Source organism: Anabaena sp. 54, assembly GCF_017355725.1.
Taxonomy (GTDB): domain Bacteria; phylum Cyanobacteriota; class Cyanobacteriia; order Cyanobacteriales; family Nostocaceae; genus Dolichospermum; species Dolichospermum heterosporum.
This window is the reverse complement of sequence record NZ_JAAVWA010000007.1, coordinates 79,364-99,577: the sequence shown is the minus strand read 5'-3', so window position 1 is coordinate 99,577 and position 20,214 is coordinate 79,364. Positions and strand designations below refer to the sequence as shown.

At 37.2% G+C, this 20,214-nt stretch carries 19 protein-coding genes and 2 pseudogenes; 10 read left to right on the top strand and 11 right to left on the bottom strand.

What is annotated here, in order from left to right; genetic code table 11:
* Window positions 1-192: 192 nt before the first annotated feature.
* Window positions 193-1,299, top strand: coding sequence for an RIP metalloprotease RseP (rseP, locus tag HEQ36_RS10175; protein WP_053539411.1), 1,107 nt, complete (start codon window positions 193-195; stop codon window positions 1,297-1,299).
* Window positions 1,300-2,599: 1,300 nt separating this feature from the next.
* Complete coding sequence (gene nth, locus HEQ36_RS10170) at window positions 2,600-3,271, top strand: endonuclease III (RefSeq protein ID WP_290707566.1); 672 nt, start codon at window positions 2,600-2,602, stop codon at window positions 3,269-3,271.
* A 332-nt stretch (window positions 3,272-3,603) separates the two neighbouring features.
* Here the strand turns inward: nth and HEQ36_RS10165 are convergent, their stop codons facing one another.
* Window positions 3,604-4,947 carry a transposase gene (locus tag HEQ36_RS10165; protein WP_267902206.1) on the bottom strand — a complete coding sequence of 448 codons (1,344 nt, stop codon included), beginning with the start codon at window positions 4,945-4,947 and terminating at the stop codon, window positions 3,604-3,606.
* Window positions 4,948-5,002: 55 nt separating this feature from the next.
* Between HEQ36_RS10165 and HEQ36_RS10160 the strand changes: the two genes are divergently transcribed.
* The gene (locus HEQ36_RS10160; RefSeq protein ID WP_168467377.1) at window positions 5,003-5,212 is read left to right on the top strand and encodes a hypothetical protein; all 210 of its coding nucleotides are present in this window, start codon (window positions 5,003-5,005) and stop codon (window positions 5,210-5,212) included.
* A 66-nt stretch (window positions 5,213-5,278) separates the two neighbouring features.
* Here the strand turns inward: HEQ36_RS10160 and HEQ36_RS10155 are convergent.
* Window positions 5,279-5,452: pseudogene (locus tag HEQ36_RS10155) on the bottom strand (NINE protein); the annotation flags it as partial.
* Between the two features lie 106 nt (window positions 5,453-5,558).
* Between HEQ36_RS10155 and dusB the strand changes: the two are divergent.
* A complete protein-coding gene (gene dusB, locus HEQ36_RS10150) occupies window positions 5,559-6,611 on the top strand; it encodes a tRNA dihydrouridine synthase DusB (protein WP_039201721.1) in 1,053 nt (350 codons plus the stop codon).
* A gap of 323 nt (window positions 6,612-6,934) precedes the next feature.
* Here the strand turns inward: dusB and HEQ36_RS10145 are convergent, their stop codons facing one another.
* The 8 genes from HEQ36_RS10145 to HEQ36_RS10110 form a co-directional block, all read right to left on the bottom strand.
* Window positions 6,935-7,597: a Na(+)/H(+) antiporter subunit B gene (locus HEQ36_RS10145; RefSeq protein ID WP_015083250.1), complete on the bottom strand. Its 663-nt coding sequence runs from the start codon at window positions 7,595-7,597 to the stop codon at window positions 6,935-6,937.
* A complete protein-coding gene (locus HEQ36_RS10140; RefSeq protein ID WP_168636936.1) occupies window positions 7,594-8,160 on the bottom strand; it encodes a DUF4040 domain-containing protein in 567 nt (188 codons plus the stop codon). The genes HEQ36_RS10145 and HEQ36_RS10140 overlap by 4 nt, the downstream gene beginning before the upstream one ends.
* Complete coding sequence (locus tag HEQ36_RS10135; RefSeq protein WP_039201719.1) at window positions 8,153-8,431, bottom strand: monovalent cation/H(+) antiporter subunit G; 279 nt, start codon at window positions 8,429-8,431, stop codon at window positions 8,153-8,155. The genes HEQ36_RS10140 and HEQ36_RS10135 overlap by 8 nt, the downstream gene beginning before the upstream one ends.
* On the bottom strand, window positions 8,428-8,685 hold the full coding sequence (locus HEQ36_RS10130; RefSeq protein WP_053539415.1) for a hypothetical protein: 258 nt from the start codon (window positions 8,683-8,685) through the stop codon (window positions 8,428-8,430). Before HEQ36_RS10130 ends, HEQ36_RS10135 begins: the two co-directional genes overlap by 4 nt.
* Window positions 8,682-9,068 carry a Na+/H+ antiporter subunit E gene (locus tag HEQ36_RS10125; protein WP_039201717.1) on the bottom strand — a complete coding sequence of 129 codons (387 nt, stop codon included), beginning with the start codon at window positions 9,066-9,068 and terminating at the stop codon, window positions 8,682-8,684. Before HEQ36_RS10125 ends, HEQ36_RS10130 begins: the two co-directional genes overlap by 4 nt.
* Entirely contained in the window at window positions 9,065-10,507 is a 1,443-nt protein-coding gene (locus HEQ36_RS10120; RefSeq protein ID WP_168636937.1) for a cation:proton antiporter, read from the bottom strand. Before HEQ36_RS10120 ends, HEQ36_RS10125 begins: the two co-directional genes overlap by 4 nt.
* Complete coding sequence (locus tag HEQ36_RS10115; RefSeq protein ID WP_039201263.1) at window positions 10,504-10,839, bottom strand: cation:proton antiporter subunit C; 336 nt, start codon at window positions 10,837-10,839, stop codon at window positions 10,504-10,506. The genes HEQ36_RS10120 and HEQ36_RS10115 overlap by 4 nt, the downstream gene beginning before the upstream one ends.
* 115 nt (window positions 10,840-10,954) lie before the next feature.
* Window positions 10,955-12,415, bottom strand: coding sequence for an aminotransferase class I/II-fold pyridoxal phosphate-dependent enzyme (locus HEQ36_RS10110; RefSeq protein ID WP_168636938.1), 1,461 nt, complete (start codon window positions 12,413-12,415; stop codon window positions 10,955-10,957).
* Between the two features lie 97 nt (window positions 12,416-12,512).
* Between HEQ36_RS10110 and HEQ36_RS10105 the strand changes: the two genes are divergently transcribed.
* The 6 genes from HEQ36_RS10105 (at window position 12,513) to hpnK (ending at window position 18,890) form a co-directional block, all read left to right on the top strand.
* On the top strand, window positions 12,513-13,754 hold the full coding sequence (locus HEQ36_RS10105; RefSeq protein WP_039201261.1) for a DUF262 domain-containing protein: 1,242 nt from the start codon (window positions 12,513-12,515) through the stop codon (window positions 13,752-13,754).
* A 14-nt stretch (window positions 13,755-13,768) separates the two neighbouring features.
* Window positions 13,769-14,419 (top strand): HEPN domain-containing protein, encoded by a 651-nt coding sequence (locus HEQ36_RS10100; protein ID WP_039201260.1) that lies wholly within the window; start codon window positions 13,769-13,771, stop codon window positions 14,417-14,419.
* 38 nt (window positions 14,420-14,457) lie between these two features.
* On the top strand, window positions 14,458-14,787 hold the full coding sequence (locus HEQ36_RS10095) for a hypothetical protein (protein ID WP_168636939.1): 330 nt from the start codon (window positions 14,458-14,460) through the stop codon (window positions 14,785-14,787).
* Between the two features lie 498 nt (window positions 14,788-15,285).
* Window positions 15,286-16,116, top strand: coding sequence for a squalene/phytoene synthase family protein (locus HEQ36_RS10090; RefSeq protein WP_168636940.1), 831 nt, complete (start codon window positions 15,286-15,288; stop codon window positions 16,114-16,116).
* 358 nt (window positions 16,117-16,474) lie between these two features.
* The gene (gene hpnJ / locus HEQ36_RS10085) at window positions 16,475-17,908 is read left to right on the top strand and encodes a hopanoid biosynthesis associated radical SAM protein HpnJ (RefSeq protein ID WP_168636941.1); all 1,434 of its coding nucleotides are present in this window, start codon (window positions 16,475-16,477) and stop codon (window positions 17,906-17,908) included.
* A 145-nt stretch (window positions 17,909-18,053) separates the two neighbouring features.
* Window positions 18,054-18,890 carry a hopanoid biosynthesis-associated protein HpnK gene (hpnK, locus tag HEQ36_RS10080; RefSeq protein ID WP_053539420.1) on the top strand — a complete coding sequence of 279 codons (837 nt, stop codon included), beginning with the start codon at window positions 18,054-18,056 and terminating at the stop codon, window positions 18,888-18,890.
* A gap of 66 nt (window positions 18,891-18,956) precedes the next feature.
* Here the strand turns inward: hpnK and HEQ36_RS10075 are convergent.
* Window positions 18,957-19,855, bottom strand: a pseudogene (locus HEQ36_RS10075) (ISAzo13 family transposase).
* Window positions 19,856-20,214 lie beyond the last annotated feature (359 nt).

The window sequence follows — 20,214 nt, the reverse complement described above, 5'->3', positions numbered from 1 at the left end:
TTATACTCCATTCAAGTGGATCACACCATATCATATTTGCAGCCCATGATTATATCAAAAAAGTAACGTAACTGCATTATCTGGGCAAGGATAGCCCAACTGAGACAAAACTAATACAGGAAATGGGTTCTGTCTGCCCATTCCCAAACTAGAATAAGAATATATATCCGAATATTTTGATTAATTTGCTCTATGTCAGTTTTAGCAGCGATCGCAGTCTTGGCTATTTTGATCTTAGTACATGAGTTGGGACATTTCATAGCCGCCCGTTCTCAAGGCATTTATGCTAACCGCTTCTCCTTGGGTTTTGGTCCGATTCTTTTAAAGTACCAAGGATCAGAAACAGAATACACTATCCGTGCCTTCCCTTTGGGTGGCTTTGTCGGCTTTCCCGATGATGATCCAGATAGCGAAATTCCCCCCAATGACCCGAACTTGCTGCGTAACCGCCCAGTTTTAGACCGTGCTATAGTCATTAGTGCTGGTGTAATCGCCAATTTAATCTTTGCGTATTTAATGTTGGCTTTACAACTGGGAATCGTTGGTATACCCCAAGAATTTCAGTATCAAGCAGGTGTACTTGTCAAACCTGTAAACGAACAATCCGTCGCTTATCAAGCAGGGATTCGGGAAGGAGACATTATTATAGCTGTGAATGGTCAAGAAATTCCACTAGGTAAAGATGCAACCACATTATTAACCAAGGAAATCCAAACCCACCCTAATCAAGAAATTGACCTGAAAATTCAACACGAAACCCAACAAACCAACCTGAAACTAACACCCAAACAAGGTGCTGATGGTAAAGGTGTGGTAGGAATTGAATTGGGTCCAAATGGTAAAGCAATTTATCGTCGTCCTCAAGATATTGTCGAGATTATCAAAGTTGCTGCCAATCGCTTCCAACAGTTAGTTGTGGGAACATTTCAAGGTTTTGGGCAGTTAATTACTAATTTTGGGCAAACGGTGGGACAAGTTTCTGGACCTGTGAAAATCGTCCAAATTGGCGCACAATTAGCAGCTAGTGATAGCACTAATTTATTTTCTTTTGCGGCAATTATTAGTATTAACTTGGCAATTATTAATATTTTGCCTCTTCCCGCTTTAGATGGTGGACAATTAGCATTTTTACTCATTGAAGGATTATTTGGTAAGCCTTTACCTAACAAAATTCAAGAAGGTGTGATGCAAACTGGCTTAGTGTTACTTTTAGGATTAGGTATTTTCCTAATTGTCAAAGAAACAACCCAATTAACATCCCAGCTAGAATGGGTACAACAATTGTTTCAAAAATTGTAACTCCAGCTATTCTCAATAGGAATTGTAGGGGTAAGTAGGTAAACAAAATAAAAATGAGGGGTATTGCGTTTTGTAAAATGGCTGAAACCCAATCAGAATCTCGCATTGAGACAACTTTACATACCGTTATATACCTTTAAATTTTTCTGTTCACCTACTTAAAGCAAAAGCTGATATGTGTCAACTTAACGTAAAACCCATAGCCCGCCTGGGAATGAATTCCCAGTCTAATAGCAAAAGTCATCTCAAGATGACTAAGAATTGTCTAAATCCTCAGTTTACTTTAGTAAACTTTGGCTATTAGCCCTGAAATTCATTTCAGGGCGGGTGTGGCAGCAAACAGATAAGCCATTTCTAACTTAAGTAAAACCCATAGCCCGCCTGGGAATGAATTCCCAGTCTAATAGCAAAAGTCATCTCAAGATGACTAAGAATTGTCTAAATCCTCAGTTTACTTTAGTAAACTTTGGCTATTAGCCCTGAAATTCATTTCAGGGCGGGTGTGGCAGCAAACAGATAAGCCATTTCTAACTTAAGTAAAACCCATAGCCCGCCTGGGAATGAATTCCCAGTCTAATAGCAAAAGTCATCTCAAGATGACTAAGAATTGTCTAAATCCTCAGTTTACTTTAGTAAACTTTGGCTATTAGCCCTGAAATTCATTTCAGGGCGGGTGTGGCAGCAAACAGATAAGCCATTTCTAACTTAAGTAAAACCCATAGCCCGCCTGGGAATGAATTCCCAGTCTAATAGCAAAAGTCATCTCAAGATGACTAAGAATTGTCTAAATCCTCAGTTTACTTTAGTAAACTTTGGCTATTAGACCTGAAATTCATTTCAGGGCGGGTGTGGCAGCAAACAGATAAGCCATTTCTAACTTAAGTAAAACCCATAGCCCGCCTGGGAATGAATTCCCAGTCTAATAGCAAAAGTCATCTCAAGATGACTAAGAATTGTCTAAATCCTCAGTTTACTTTAGTAAACTTTGGCTATTAGACCTGAAATTCATTTCAGGGCGGGTGTGGCAGCAAACAGATAAGCCATTTCTAACTTAAGTAAAACCCATAGCCCGCCTGGGAATGAATTCCCAGTCTAATAGCAAAAGTCATCTCAAGATGACTAAGAATTGTCTAAATCCTCAGTTTACTTTAGTAAACTTTGGCTATTAGCCCTGAAATTCATTTCAGGGCGGGTGTGGCAGCAAACAGATAAGCCATTTCTAACTTAAGTTGACACCAATGAGCATTGCTAAACCCCTACACTACACCAAAATAATAATTCTAAATTTAAAATTGCTGATGTGACTCGCAAATCATTAACCGAAAAACAACGGGCTTTAGAAATTCTTTCCCGTATCCAGCATCTTTATCCAGACGCAACTTGCTCCCTAGATTATGCCACCCCTGTACAATTATTAGTAGCAACTATTCTTTCCGCTCAATGTACAGATGAAAGGGTAAATAAAGTAACGCCAGGATTATTTGGCAAATTTCCTGACGCGGAAAGTCTAGCAAATGCAGATTTAACAGAGTTAGAAGAATTGGTACGTTCGACAGGTTTTTATCGTAATAAAGCCAAGAATATTCAAGGCGCTTGTCTAATGATTGTTCAGGATTTTAACTCTGTTGTTCCCAACAAAATGGAAGACTTATTAAAGCTTCCAGGAGTAGCCCGGAAAACTGCAAATGTGGTTTTAGCCCATGCTTATGGTATTAATGCTGGAGTAACTGTAGATACTCACGTAAAGCGCTTAAGTCAGCGTTTGGGATTGACAAAAAATACTGAACCTGTGGGAATTGAAAAGGATCTAATGAAGTTATTACCCCAACCAGACTGGGAAAATTGGTCAATTAGATTAATTTATCATGGTCGGGCTGTCTGTAAAGCCCGTTCTCCTAGTTGTGATATTTGTAAGTTGATTGACTTGTGTGATATGAATTTATCTGAAGCAAAGTCACAAAAAACAAAGTAACTCATTCATAATCTAAATGAGTCATTGCAATCCTACAGGACTTACGCAACTGGCACATTGGTAGGGTGCGTCAGACTTGCATAAATCCTGCCAAGAAACAGATTATTGATATCTGACGCACCCTACAACAGATTTTTAGTGTGACTGAGGTAATTATTGACACTCTCAGGGCTGAAGCCACTGAGATTCTTAAAATTTTGCAATCCTAATATCCTGTTTGCACAGGTTCCCAAACTCAACACGTTTGCACAAAAGTGCGTGCTGATACTGCTAGTTGCTTTACTTGGAGAGACCCCAATACCGCACTGGCTCATCTTTTGGGCGTTTAGCTGTTAAACAGCAAGTTTCGCGGAGTCCCCACGTACTATATTTCGACTTCGCTCAATACAAGTTTTGAAAGCTCTATCTCTAATTGTTTTGGCAGCACCAATATCGGCGTGTTCGTGATACCCACATTCAGTACAAATGAATTTCTCACCATCACGGTTTGATTTATCAGTATGCCCACAATTTCTGCATTCTTGACTGGAGTATTTAGGATTGATTTTAATGACAACTTTTCCTTGCTTCACAGCGAGATACTCAATTTTTAAAATCAAATCACTCCAACTTGCGTCAGAGATAGAACGGTTTAACCCCTTCTTTCTTGATTGCCCATTCTTTAAAAATCTCCCAGTTTTTTCATCAGTTTTCACCTGGCAACGTGTTAACATTCCAGAGATGTTTAAATCTTCTAAGGCAATAGCATCAACCTTTCTAGAAACTATTGTTTTAGCAACATTCCATTGATAAGCAGTCCTTTTATCTGTAATCTTTTTGTGAAACCGTCCTACTTTATTAGCTTCTTTTTTACGATTTTTACTCCCCTTGACTTTACGATTAATCCGTCGCTGTCTGATTTTTAAAGTGCGTCTAGCTTTTTTATTAGTTGAGAATCTAGGATTATCAATTTGATGTCTGTCAGAGAGATGGACAAGTTTAGTTATTCCTAAGTCACAACCAAGAATAGAATTAACTTCGTTTAGCGGTTTTTTTACATAGTCTGGTATGGTTTTATCTTCAATCCTAATTGAAACATACCAACCATCTTGACGCTTTCTTAATGTGGCAGCTTTGATAGTAAAACCTGTTGGTATTAGGCGAGAATTAAAAAACCGCATCCATCCCAATTTAGGGAGATAAATTTTATTACCTTGAACTTTTACGCCCATCTGGTAAGTAAAAGAGGTAAAATTACTACGGTTTTTAAACTTGGGAAAACCTCTCCCTTCAAAGAAGTTTTTATAGGCAGTGTCAAGGCGTTTGACGTTTTGCTGTAGGACTGTAGAATCAATCTCAGCAAACCAAGGTCTAGCTTTTTTTAGATATGGTAATGCCGTTATTTGAATATCACCAGCACTGCGTCGAGGGTTTTTGAGTTTGCCATCCTTGTCAGTTTTAGCATCTTTCCACGGCTCTCCACTTGCTCCATTTTTACTAACAAAGCAAGTTAATGGACAAGCTTCTGCTTTAGTCCTAATATCGCAATAGTCACCTTGAATAAACTGCTGGTTGTATTGAGCTATTCTGTCAGCCAAACTCCAATTGTAAGTAGACCGGAGCATATCTAGCCAGTTATCCATTTTATTGGACTGGCTAATATTGGGGCGGATTTTATATACATAATTTGTTAGCAATTTACAATCACCACCTTGATATGCTAGACTTAACTTAGTATATACATATATTCTAATGAAGTCAACAGGTAAAGGAATTAAAAGAACAAAAAATCAGCCAGTCTTTTATGAAGAACTGAAGAAGCACCGAAATATAATGGTGACTAATACTGCTTGGGAAAATTTAATCAAGGCTTCTAATTCACTGGAGATCAGCGTCAGTGAGTTAATTGAAAGAGTGGGTAGAAATATGTATGGCAATATCAAGAAAGATGACTGTGACTAAAGTCACACGAGCCGCTTATATCTCAGGGCTAAAGCCGCTGAGTTTTACGCTTACCGGCTGTTCCTATAAATCATAGATTTGTCCCAAGTAAAAGAACCCACAGGTAAAGAACCATAATAAACCAGTAGCCGTTTTACCATTATATAAGCGATGTAAACCACCTATTCCCAAAAAACCAGCCCCACACAAGAGGTAAGAGACAAGAAGACGGTCTTTATGTTCAGTATTTTTTATAGTCATCTTATTTATGTCCATTAGGATTTACTGGTTTAAAAACCCACACTGCAATTAACTACCCTTGGTTAGTCTTCGATTCCCCAATTAACCATTATATTTATTTATCACCATGATTTCCCTTTCACCTGAACTCCAAGCTAGACTTTCCACACCCCTAAAAATCGGCTCATTTGAGGTTAAAAGCCGTGTTTTACAGTCTCCTTTGTCCGGGGTGACTGATTTGGTGTTTCGGCGTTTGGTGCGTCGTTATGCCCCAGAATCTATGCTATATACAGAAATGGTAAATGCTACAGGCTTACATTATGTTAAGCAATTACCAATAATTATGGAAGTAGATCCTAACGAACGTCCAATTAGTATTCAATTATTTGATTGTCGTCCCGATTTTTTAGCAGAAGCAGCCATAAAAGCAGTTGCTGAAGGAGCAGATACTGTTGATATTAATATGGGATGTCCTGTGAATAAGATTACTAAAAATGGTGGCGGTTCTTCTTTATTACGTCAACCAGAAATTGCGGAAGCAATTGTACGGGAAGTTGTCAAAGCGGTAGATGTGCCTGTAACTGTAAAAACTCGCATTGGTTGGAATGATCAGGAAATTACTATTCTTGATTTTGCGAAAAGAATGGAAGACGCGGGAGCAAAAATGATTACCGTGCATGGACGCACTCGCGCTCAAGGTTATAATGGTAATGCGCGGTGGGAATGGATAGCTAAAGTCAAGGATATTTTATCAATTCCTGTAATTGGGAATGGGGATATTTTTTCTGTGGAAGCTGCGGTAAAATGTTTAGAACAAACTGGTGCAGATGGAGTAATGTGTTCTCGTGGAACTTTAGGTTATCCCTTTTTAGTTGGTGAGGTTGATCATTTCTTAAAAACTGGAGAATTATTAACACCACCTAACCCAATTCAACGCTTAGAATGTGCCAGAGAACATCTTTTTGCTTTGTGGGAATACAAGGGAGATAGGGGAGTCCGTCAAGCTCGTAAACACATGACTTGGTATGCAAAAGGCTTTATGGGTGCGGCTGATTTACGGGGTAAGTTAAGTTTAATGGAAACTGTCCAACAAGGTTTAGATTTAATTGATGGTGCGATAGAAAGATTAGCAAATGGTTATGAAGTTGAAGAAGAAGTACCAGCTATTATTGCACTTTAGCATTGATTTCTAGATTAGGTTAAGCGATAGGTTAACACAAGCTAAGGGACTTCCAAATAAAAAAATACTCAACCACCTAACGCAAAAATCTCTCAAACCCTTATTCCTCTGTGTCCTCTGCGCCTCTGTGGTTCGTTAATCAGGATAATTTATTTCTTGGAAGTCCCTAAGTAGGTTGGCGTTGAAAATTGTCGTTATGGCAAAGCAAAAGGCAAGAGGCAAGAGTGAAGAGGGTTTAGGCGATTTTACATTTCTTTACACAGTTTGGTTTTATTGTGTTCACCTACTTAAGTGCGATCGCTAATTCTTTAAACTCCCACTTTTTATAACAAACCCCGATAACGAATAAAAATCAAAATCACAGCCCAAGAACCTAATGCCACTTTAACAGCAACTAAGATATTTAATATTGGCAAAATTCCGCCACTAAAAAGCATTCCTAACTCACCGTGTGGTAACTCAAATCCCGACAAAGTTATCACTGATAAAACAATGAAAACTAACACCGAAATCTTTTCCCACATAGCCGCGTGCCACTGTTGGTAAATGTCCTGCATCCATTGGTATGATGAGGTAATTGCTATCAGTCCGATTGCTGTCCCTCCAGCGACTCCAGCCGCAAAACCACCCCCCGGACTCAAATGCCCCCTAATTGCTAATTCAATGCCCACTAATGCCGCAATTGTCGCCCCTAGACGAGCTAATATTATTGATGGTTGATCTTTAAATTGATAGATGCTGCAAGATGGTTTTTCATTAGCTAATAAAAAATTAGCTCCGAGAATGGCTATAGTAAAAACAATAACTTCAAAGATTGTATCATATAGCCGATTTCTGAAAATAATCCCTGATACTGCATTGGGAACACCACTTTCTTTAACCACTGTTTCCACAATGGAAATATCTGGTAAATTTAGTTCGGAATTAGGCATAATCAGCATTTTTACAAATAAAGCTATTCCGGCTAAAATGTAAACTAATTTCATAAATTTTGCTCCCCTGAATCTAAAACATTGAAATATCTTAAACCTGTCTTTGGTGATGACAGTTCGGTTTTTATGATGTTATAAATGCGTTGCACTCTAATCACGGTTTGGTATGTTTCTTCTGCTTCCACAAACTTTTCTAATGGCGCACAGGTAGCATGAATTTCTTTTTCTATTAACGCCTGTTGTAAATTTTCTTTAGTAGTGTAAGGTACGAGTTCTAGACGCAGATAATGTTTCTTGAAAATGCGGCGAAAGTCGCTCATAAGCTGTTGAAAATTGCCGTCTTGATTTTTTTCTATTGACTGATCTTCCATGACACCAAGACGTAATACTAAGGATGAACGAACTGCGATCGCATAGAGAGTAATTGATAGCATTGTTCCCATTAATGCTTCTGTTAAAGCCACATCTGCTGCACCCAAAACTGCATCTACCATTGCTGCAACTGCACCGAGTACCCCACGAATTACTAAGGCATGATAGGGATTAGTTTGAGTTACTAACATCCCCGCAGTTAAGGGTAATAAAGCAATGATTAAATAGAGATAAGTATCATTCATGTTTTTCCTCTTCTGTTGAACAGTATGCTAATACATAACCCAGCATAGTATTCCAAATTGCTAAGGAAATAATGCCAAGAATAAGTAATGGCCATTCACTGGGTATTTTCAGTAGTAGTCCGACAATAATCATCATTGAACCTAAAGTATCCGCAACAGAAAGTCCATGTAATTTGAATAATACTGATCTGTTGCTGACTAAATGAGAAGTTCCCCAAAACCAGAAAACTATGCCAATACTTATGCAGGTATAACTAAGAAGGTTAATCATACTTCACCTAATCTTCTGAGGATATGTGCTAATAACATTAAGCCGGCATTTCCTACTGTCAAAATAATCGCTGCAACTACACCAATCATCCAATCATCTCGCAAAACGGAAATTACAAGAATCATGATGGCTACTTTACTGGAAATGCTACCAAAAGCTAACATTTTCTGCCAGGTATCATCACTTTTCCAAGCTTCATAAATGGGAATAAGTAAAGCCAAAATCATTGCTATTAAGACTATTTCTAGGTTCATGCTTGTTTTTTCCTGGGTTTAATTTGGTGAACTTCATACCATCCTTCTTCGTGGTACTTCAAAACTATGGTTTTGGGGGTAAAGGTAATCAGAAATATATCGAGGAAAATCAATAAAGGTGATCTGTTGAGTTTGACTTTCTCCATGATAATTTCTTCTTGGTTATGGGGACGGAAGATAATTTCAAATGCCTCCATAAAAGCTACCGGAATCGCAATAAGGATCTTAATTATTACCTTTACCCAAGATTTTAATTTTTCTGGTGATGACTTACCACGTGGTAAAATTAAGGCAATAATTACACCGATGATAATATTTGTTAAACTCACATTAGCAGTGAGTAATAACCAAATTGTTAGTCTTAATATGAGATGTCCAATCATGGGAAAGCCATCCAAAATAATAGGATTAAAGTTAAACTCATGACACCAACTAAATGCTCAAATTCTTCAAATACACGAGGTAGAGATATGGATAATTTCTTGAAAATGAAATGATATCCTAACCAGCCCGCAGCAATAGTTAAAAGTGCTTTTGTGATATTGGTGATTTCATAAGCTGGAAGATAGACAATATTTGCCACAAATAATCCAGTAATTAAAAAGATTACTGATATCCAAAAACCGGATTTTGTTTTCTGTTCTTCTTCTTCTTCTGCTTTTGCATGGGGGAGAAAAATAAATTTAGCAAAAGATATGGCTGTACCAACTGCGGCAATATTCATCAGTATAAATTGCCAAGATTCTAAATTTTTTGTCGTTAATACTTTTGCCTCAAAACCTGACAACAAAGGTAAACCAGAAATTGATAAACTAGCGATCGCTAAGGCTATCCAAATATTAGTATGAATGGGTTTATTTTGCAGTTCTTTAAAATTGCGACTGGGTAAAGAACCCGCAATCAAAAATAAAGATGACTTGACTAATCCATGGGTGAGGGCATAAAATCCACCTACAGCCGGTGCAGCAAGAATAAAGCCTAATTGGGAAATTGTGTGAAACGCCAACATTCGCTTAGTATCTTTTTCAAAGACAGCATAGGAGACACCCATTAAAGCTGTTCCCACAGCAAAAATTCTGACTATGGTATCAATTTCTTCGGAAACGAATGCAGTACGTAATAAAGGTAAAACACTGGCTTTAACGACAATTCCTGACATCAATGCGGAAACTGGTGTTTCTGATTCAGAATGAGTTAAAGGTAGCCATAACCCGGAGACAAAAATCCCCGCTTTGATTAATAATCCCAGAAAAATTAATGCTAGTGCTTCTGGTGGTGATCCCTTTAAACTGGCAAAACTAAAGGAATGATGCGTCTGATAAACCAGCACTGCACCAACCAGATAAAACAACATTGCAGTATTACTAACAAAAAGATACCGTAAACCTACCCAAATTGAGCGATCGCTACGAGAATAAGCAATCAATAAGAAAGCCGCAATACCGCTTACTTCTAAAGCCACATATAAACTAATGAAATCTGCACAGACAAAGGCAGCATTCAGGCTACCATGCACAATAATCATCTGGGCATAGAAAAAAGCCGTTTTATCACTGCGCCAGCAGTAGAGGGCAACAGCAGCCGTTACCAGGGCATTTGTGAAAATAAAGTAACCGCTTAACTGGTCAGCTATTAAGGTGATCCCGAAACTATCCAGTAAATTCAGGGTGATGGGTGATGGTTCGATAAATAGCTGCAACCCATAAGCAGCAGAAGCAATAGTCCCCCACATTGTCAAATGTCGGTTAAGTTTGGGGACTAGAAAAATGATGAACCCTAGAAAAAATGGGGTAGCAATCCAAGCCAGTGTAATGGTATTCATGGTGTATTATTTTTCTCAATCTCGTTACTTTCCAATGTGGGATTATCCCGTGCTAATTTCATCACACCAACTAGCATCAAAGCCTGTATCGAGAAACCGATGACTATCGCTGTTAATATGACTGCTTGGGGAACAGGATCAGCATAAGCAATATTTTTTACCTCGGAAATAATGGGAGTAAATAATCCTTCTCGTGATGCAATTAGTACATAAAAGGCAATCACACCCGTACTCATCACATCCATTGAGACAATTTTCATTACCAAGTTTTTTTTGAAGATGATGCCAAAAAAACCACACAGTATTGTTATCAGTACGCACGCTTCTAACACGGGAATTATTTAATTTTTATATAAAGTGCTAACTCTATATAAGCACGAAATCTTAGTGCTAGAATAATTTCAACACTAGAATATTCTTATGATTATGATAGTTATACTCAATGATTTATGTTTTCACAACTTTTAAAGTTTGCAAACTTTCATCTGCACAACCAGTGATAAAACCACCCATTTTTTGAATTTCTTGCAAATGTTCTAAAGCTGATTCTGTAATGAGTTCTCCAGGCATTAATACAGGAATTCCTGGAGGATAAGGGCAAATAATTTCCGCGCAAATCCGATTTTGAGCTTTCTCGAAAGGCAAGATTTCACTATTAGCAAAAAAAGCCTCACGGGGAGAAATAGCTATAATATTACTTGTGTTATCTTTTTTGGGTTTACACAATAAATTTTGAATTTTTAATGGATTAACATGAGTAAGATTACTTAGAGATCTAATTAAATTTTGAATATCTGTTTCTGTATTTCCTAAGCTAATAATAAATGTGATATTTTGCCAAGATGAAAATTCTGGAGTTACATTAAATTTCTCATCTAAAATTTCTTCGGCTGCAAAGCCAGTAAATCCTAATTTACTAACATTAACTGTTAATCTAGTTTTATCTAAATCTATAAATCCCGGTGATTTTTCTTTTTGAGAAAGGGGAGTAGATAAACCAGGAATTTGATTAATTTGAGTTCTGGCTGCTTTCCCTAATTCCAAAGTTTGAGACATGAGCTTTTTTCCATGTATTGCCATTTGCTGACGTGCAGCATCGAGAGAAGCTAAAAGGATAAAACTAGGACTTGTAGATTGCACTAATTGTAAGGCTTTATTAACCCTATCAATATCAATTCTTTTACCTTGAATATGTAACATTGATGCCTGTGTCATTGCTCCCAATGTTTTATGAATTGATTGAACAGTTAAATCTGCACCTGCGCTTAAAGCTGACGTGGGTAATTCTGGGTGAAAATGAAAATGTGCGCCGTGTGCTTCGTCTACAATCAGAGGAATATTATATTGATGAGTAAGGTGTATAAATGCTGGCAAATCTCCACAAACACCATGATAAGTAGGATAAACTATCAGCACTGCTTTTGTATCTGGATGTTTTGCTAATGCTGCTTTTAATGATTCTGGTGTAATGCTGTATGCAATATCTAAATCTTCATCGTATTCAGGATTTATAAAAATAGGAATTGCCCCCGAAAGAATCAATCCAGAAATAACAGAAGAATGGACATTTCTAGGCAGAATTATTTTTTCTCCCATTCTACAACTAGCAAGAATTGCGGCTTCAATTCCGCAGGTAGAACCATTAACTAAAAACCATGTTTTCTCTGCCCCAAAAGCCTCCGCTGCTAGTTCTTGTGCTGCAAGAATTACGCTTTCTGGTTTGAATAAATTATCTAACTCTGCTAATTCCGTTAAGTCAGCCCGAAAGATATCTTTACCAATTAAATCGGTTAAGATTGGCGAAATTCCCGCACCGCGTTTATGTCCTGGGGTGTAAAAAGGTGCATGAGAACGGCTTGTACAGGCTTTTAAGGCATCTATGAGGGGGGTTTGGTTTTGATTTGGCATTTTTGGAGAAAGAAGCGTTGAAAGCTTAAAGTAAAAATTGATAAAATCTAGAATCTAAAGAAATAATATGATATATTATATTTAAATTCAAATCTTTATGCAGACTAAAACTATGCCTAACGAAGAAGTAATCTTATTTGAAGAAGAGGAAGATCAAGAAATTGAATTTGAGCCGCTGAGTGGATTAATTCCTGAATTAAAGCAAATTCCAGAAATTGTTGTTTCTGGTAGTGACTGGACAACAGAGACAATCTTTAATCAACTTGATCGGGGTAATATAGAGCTAAATCCAAGATTTCAAAGACGAGACGCTTGGGATATCACTCGTAAAAGTAGGTTTATCGAATCACTTGTACTTGGATTTCCAGTTCCACAAATAGTATTAGCTGCTAATCGTCAGGAAAAAGGTAAATTTATTGTTCTTGATGGTAAACAACGATTGTTAACTATTCTGCAATTTTATGGTGGAAGTGATGAAAATATATCGAATAATAACAATGCCTTTGCTTTAAGAAATCTAGAATTTAGACGTGATTTAATAGGCAAAAAATATGAAGATTTTAAAAATGATGTCTTTTTGAGTTCTGAACTTAATGCTCTCGATAACCAAACTATTCGTACAGTATTAATTAGGAATTGGCCTAACGAAAACTTACTATATAAAATTTTTCTGCGGCTGAATATAGGAGGCACTCCATTATCTCCTCAAGAGCTAAGACAAGCATTACATCCAGGTGATTTTATCAATTGGTTAGATGATCAATCAGTTGAAAGTAAGGCTCTGAGAAAGATATTTAAATCATCAAATCCTGATTCTCGGATGCGTGATGTTGAATTACTATTACGTTATATAGGATTTCATTATTTTTTATCTGATTATCGGGGAAATCTTAAGGAATTTCTTGACATGACTTGTGAAAGGCTTAATAATCAGAGATGTAATGATATTACAAATGTAGTTAATCAATTTGAAGAAGCAGTACAAACAACTATTAATATATTTGAAGAGAAAAACTTCTCTCGTTTATGGTCGAGCAGAAATAATAAATATCAAAGCCAATTCAATCGAGCAATTTTAGATGTGATGGTTTTTTACTTTTCAGATGAAATAATCAGGAAATCTGCTGAAGATCATCAAGAAAAAGTTAAAGTTGCTTTTCAGGAATTATGTTCATCAAACAGTGATTTTAGAGAAGCTGTTGAACGCAGAACACAAAATATTCCTGAAATTTACAATCGTCTGAGGTTGTGGGGTGAAAGTCTACAAAAAGTTTTAGAAGTAAACTTTAATTTACCTGAACTAGATGGGAATCGGATTATTTTCAATGGTTTGAGGTAGGTTCTTAATAAGATATGCCAGAATCTGATAAATTTATTACTTTAAGAACGCAGCTAAACAGGCTAAAAGACGAATTTATTCCTGAAATTAGCCCGACAGGTTCATATTCCGAGAGTCAGTTATCTAGAACTGCTGCATACAGAGTTCTTGCTCATGCTGAAATTGAGTATTATCTTGAAGAAAGAGCTTGGAAAATAGCTTTAGATGCTAAAGGAGCTTGGGATAGTACAGGTAAAACCTCTCGCACTCTGATATGTTTACTTGGTTTCTCTGATTTAACTATGGATAAACCACCAGATACACTTAACAAACCCAACAATGTAAGTCAAGATAATCACGACAAGCGATTGAAAATAACTGAAAAAATAAATTCAGCTATCAAGAGCTTTAAGAAGGTTATTGATAATAATCATGGAGTAAAAGAAAAAAATATTTTAGCATTACTATTACCCATAGGAATAAATAGTAATGACTTAAATACTAATACTGCTTGGCTTAATACCATGAATACATTTGGAGAAAAACGAGGTCTTGTTGCACATTCTTCAGCTACATCGTACATGACTAGTCAAATGCTAGATCCTGCAACTGAATTAAATAGGGTTCAACAAATTACTGAGGGACTTTTAAGAATAGATGAATTAATGAATAATTTAATGCAATAAAATGTAAAATACTCTTGGCTAAAAAAAAATCAAACAACATGAACTTAAAAGATATTAAACAAAAACTATTCCCCATCTTCAAAATTATATCCATTACACTCACAACCAGTGCAGTAGGCTTAGAATTATGGAATATCCAAACATCAATCACTAACAGTCAACTACCGAGAATCTTAACTCCAGCTTTAATTATCACTCATATTGTGCTGTTGGCTCATTTTCTCGAAGCCTTAATTGCTGCTTATTATGCACCTGCTCGCAATCAAGCATCAATCAAATATGCAGCTTATACATTTTTTGTAGGGATATTTGGTTTATTAGAATTATTTGACAATGATCAAGAACAAGGATTAAAGGAAAAAAGTTAAACGTTTTTTCTTGTCCCCTGGACTGACCAGCATTCATCCCAACCGTGCTTTAACAGCATGGCTGAATTCTGGTTTCTTGTACGGAATTTATACCGTGATTTATGAGTCAACGCATTGCCCAACCTTGTATTCTAGAACTAGCACTGATTTAATCTTGTTAATAAACTTTGTTTGTTTTCGATAACCATTCATTATACAATATACACAGAATCTCAGTGCAAAATAAATCCTGGCTTTAGGCTACGTCCCTTATTTGATAGCCTGCACGGCGTAGAAGTAGCACAGGTGTGTCCTCTTGAGTGGGGCGCACCTTTAAGGGTTTTGGGCATTTTTCTGATAAGCTCGAAAATTGTGTTAAATATGACACGATTAACTATGTGTTTCTAGATTGAATACTAGAGTGTTTATGGTTTTTAAGGTTTAATAAAGACTAAATCTAGTATTATCGAAAAGTCGGAAATTAGGTGTGGTGTGAAAATCAAGACAGGAGTGAACAAAATGGATTTACGTGGAGATGCGTTGCAAATCCTTAAAGACACTAGTAGAACTTTTTATATCCCAATTAGTATTTTACCATCAGGATTACAAGAAGCAGTGGCATCAGCATACTTGTGTATGCGTGCCATTGACCAAATTGAAGATGATCCAAACTTGGATAACGAGACTAAAAAACGCCTGTTGCAGAATATTAGCCTCACATTGCAAGCTGGAGTAGATGGTTTTTCGCTGGATGCTTTCTCTGTAGGGTTTAAAGGTTACGAAAATTCTTTACAAGAAGTTAGTTTACGGATTAGAGAATGGTCAATATTAGCACCTGAAAGTATTGCTCCGCGAATTTGGGATGCAACAGCGGCAATGGCTGATAGAATGGCTTATTGGGCAGATAAAAATTGGAAAATAGAAACAGAAGCGGATCTAGACCGTTATACCTTTGGGGTGGCTGGTGCTGTGGGCTTGTTACTCTCAGATTTATGGAACTGGTATGATGGAACTCAAAGCAACCGCACTCAAGCCATAGGATTTGGTAGGGGTTTGCAAGCGGTCAATATTCTGCGTAACAATGGTGAAGACCTCACTCGTGGGGTCAATTTTTACCCAGCAGGTTGGGATAATGACAATCTCCAAGAATATGCCCGTCGCAATCTTATCTTAGCAGATGCCTATACGAACTCTCTGCCCAATGGACCGGCTTTGCAATTTTGCCAAATTCCTTTGGCTTTGGCTCATGGTACTCTAGATGCTTTGGCTAGTGGTAAGGAAAAACTCAGCCGTAGTGATGTTGTTTCCCTGATTGAAAACCTCATGGGTGTGAACGCTAAAGCTAGTTAGGAAATAGGGTATGGGGAACAAATCCGCCCGGAACTTAAGTTCCGGTCTAAAAGCTAAAGTGCGTTAAAACGCACTCTGGTTAACTCAAAATCAAAAACTATTCTATTTATGTCAAAGTAGTCGGTTTTAACCGAGTTTAGCTTTTAGACAGGGAATTCATTCCCTGGTTGGCTTAAGTTGACAACTAACAACTAACAACTAAGTAGGTGAACACAATAAAACCAAACTGTGTAAAGAAATGTAAAATCGCCTAAACCCTCTTCACTCTTGCCTCTTGCCTCTTGCCTTTTGCCTTGCCATAACAACAATTTTCAACGCCAACCTACTTAACAACTAACAACTGACAAGAAAAATATTCATGAAAACTACTTTATTTTTGAGTCCACCTTCTTTTGATGGTTTTGATGGTGGTGCGGGGGCGCGATACCAAGCAAAACGAGAAATTACTTCTTTTTGGTATCCCACTTGGTTAGCACAACCAGCGGCTTTAGTTCCTGGCAGTAGGTTAGTTGATGCACCTCCTCATGGGCAAACTGTGGATGATGTGTTGAAAATTGCCAAGGATTATGAATTGGTAATTATGCACACCAGTACACCATCGTTGGCTAATGATGTTAAGTGTGCAGAAACAATCAAAGCTCAAAACCCCAATGTACAAATTGGCTTTGTGGGGGCGCACGTTGCGGTTTTACCAGAGGCAACTTTGCGAGAAAATCCAGTAATTGATTTTGTTTGTCGCAATGAGTTTGATTATACCTGTAAGGAATTAGCAGAAGGAAAACCTTGGGATGAAATCAAGGGTTTGAGTTACCGGGATAAGTTGGGAAATATCCACCAAACTGAGGAACGTCCTTTGATTCATGATTGGGATGCTATGCCCAGTGTGTTGCCTGTTTATGCTCGTGATTTGGATATTAGCAAGTATTTTATTGGCTATTTGCAACATCCTTACATTTCTTTTTATACTGGGCGGGGTTGTCCAGCAAAATGTACTTTTTGCTTGTGGCCACAAACTATTGGTGGACATTTATACCGTCATAAAAGCCCCGATGCCGTAGGCAGAGAAATGGAAGAGGCTAAGGTTCTCTTTGGAGATAAGGTGCGGGAGTATATGTTTGATGATGATACTTTTACCATTGATAAACATCGAGCGATCGCAATTAGCAAACATATGAAGCGACTCAATTTAACTTGGAGTTGCAATGCCCGTGCAAACTTAGATTATGATACTCTCAAAACTTTACGAGATAATGGTTTAAGATTGTTATTAGTAGGTTTTGAATCTGGCAATCAAGAAGTTCTCAATAATATCAAAAAAGGTATTAAGCTAGAAGTGGCGCGAGAATTCATGAAGAATTGCCACAAACTTGGTATTACTGTCCATGGGACTTTTATTATCGGGTTGCCAATAGAAACTAAGGAAACTGTAGAAGAAACAATTCGCTTTGCTTGTGAATTAAGTCCCCATACAATTCAAGTTTCTATTGCTGCACCTTATCCTGGTACAGAGTTGTATGAACAAGCCAGAGAAAAAGGTTGGTTTGCGAATGAGTCTTTAGTTGCAACTTCCGGTATTCAAACTTCAACTTTGCAATATCCCAGTCTTTCGAGTGCGGAAATTGAAGATTCGGTTGAACAAATGTATCGCAAGTTTTACTTCCGTCCGAAAGCAATTATTCCGATTGTGCGGGAAATGCTGGCTGATAGACAAATGTTAGTGCGTCGTTTGCGAGAAGGTAAAGAGTTCTTTGGTTATTTGAATGACCGTCGGACTCAAGCTTTAGCTAGGTAAATCGTCAGAATCAGGATTTACAAGATTTTAGGATGTTGAGGATTTGATTTAATTATCTTCTGAGAATTTTTTAATTAATCCTGTTAATCCTTTAATCCTGGTTATCCTGATTCTGACATTTTTAATCCTAATTATCTATATACCAATGTCTTATTTAATTATTAATGCTGATGATTTCGGGTTTTCCCAGGGTGTGAATGCAGCGATTATTCAAGCCCATGAGGAAGGCGTTTTAACTAGCACTAGTTTAATGGTAAGTGGTGATGCTGCACAAGAGGCGATCGCACTGGCAAAAGATCATCCTCAGTTAGCAGTTGGGTTACATCTAGTTTTAGTTTGTGGTAAATCAGTTTTACCACCTTCGCAAATTCCCCATTTAGTAGACTCTCAAGGTAACTTTTCCAGTAATCCCACCCAAGCAGGATTAAGTTATCAATTCAATCAAGCTACCCGTGCAGAATTGCGATTAGAAATATCTGCTCAATTAGAAAAATTTCGGGATTCTGGTTTAAATCTGGCTCATGTTGATGGACATTTACACCTTCATGTACATCCTGTTATTTTGAATATTTTAACAGAATTTGCCGCAGAATTTCAGATTAAATTTATTCGTCTACCTTCAGAAGAATTAAGCAAAAACCTCAAAATTGATAACCGTAATTTACTCACTAAAATAGTTTGGTCTATTGTTTTTGGACAATTACGCCGTTATGGAGAGGGTTTATTAAAAGCTAATAATATTAAATTTGCTGATAGAGTTTATGGATTGTTACAAACTGGTGACATGAGTGAAAAATATTTACTAGGTTTGATACCACAAATAGAATCTGAATTGGTAGAAATTTATTCTCATCCGGCTTTAGTAAATACTGAGACAAATAACGGTGGTGAAGTAGAATTAGCGGCTTTATTGAGTCAGGAAGTGCGTCAATTATTGACTGTGAAAGATTTTAAATTAAGTAATTATAATCAGTTAATTTAATTAACAATTTTGTATAAATATTAATATATAAAATATAATGTTGTTTAGGAATGTGGATTAAATAACTTACAATTCTAAATGTTGTTGTGGTTTAGCAGTATAGTTCCACTGTGGCAAAAAATCATCAAAGAAAATCTCCATTGTTTCTTTAAAACCCTCAGCAACTTTCTTACCGGTTTGGTAGGCTTTATCAATGATGGTCGTAAAAACCTGTAACCCTTTCTGAGTAGTAGCTTTTGCCATCAGTTTAGCTACAGTGTTAACACTGTCGAAAATAACACCTTTACAAGCCCGACTTAGATGTGGAAACAGCCGATGCTCAATCGGATTGTACTTAGATGTATAAGGAGGATAGTGAGCAATGCGAATTTCAATTCCAATTTCATTCACCAAAGCTTGTAATGCTTCTTTGAATACATAGTAACGAGAACTGTTGCTACCACCACCATCACATAACAGTAGTATAGAGGTAGCCAATTGGTAGCGGTTTTTGCCATAATTATTCCACCAATAACGGATTGAATCACAGGCAAATTCGCTGGTGTCATGGCTAGTACCAATTTGTATAAAACCAATGTTATCCTTTAAATCATATAACCCATGTGGAATTGCTATTCCTGTTGCCAAAGATGGAAAGTCGTGGTCTAATACCTTGATTGGAGCATCAGTATAAATACTTCCTTCTCTATATAAATTGCCAATTAACTCTTTTTTTTACTGTCCATACTAATCACTGGGTTACCCTCAGCAAAATACTGGGTTTTAAGGCTTTCAATCTTCTCAAACTGCTCATTACGATTTTCGCTACTTCCACACGCAATCATTTTCACTGCTTTGCGTTTACGAAATTTATGTTCCCAGAGTAATTGGTCTACAACTGTAACACTGATATTTATGCCTTTTTCGGCTAATAAGTCTGCTATTTGTTGACGAGTTAAGTTTGTCCATTTAATATCCTCGTCCATTGGCGAACCTGCTGTGTGTGTTTCTATTACCGTCAGGAATGCTTCATTGATTCCAGGTATCGTTAACAGTGCTTTTTTTCTTCCTCCTCCTGGACGGCGAATTCTTGGACTGCTGGTTTTACTCGGCTGTTCCAGATCCTCCATCCCTCTATTGATTGTTCTGTAGTTACATCCCAACAATTTACTTATGTATCCAATCCCCCCGTACCCAAGCTTTTTTGCTTCAATCGCTGCATACCGCCTACGGTCTTTCTCCGATAGAGATTCATAGTAATCTTGCATCTGCTTTTCTAGCATTGGAGAGTAGATTTCTATCACGATATTGTTCCCTAATACCTACTTCTTTAGTCTACTATACC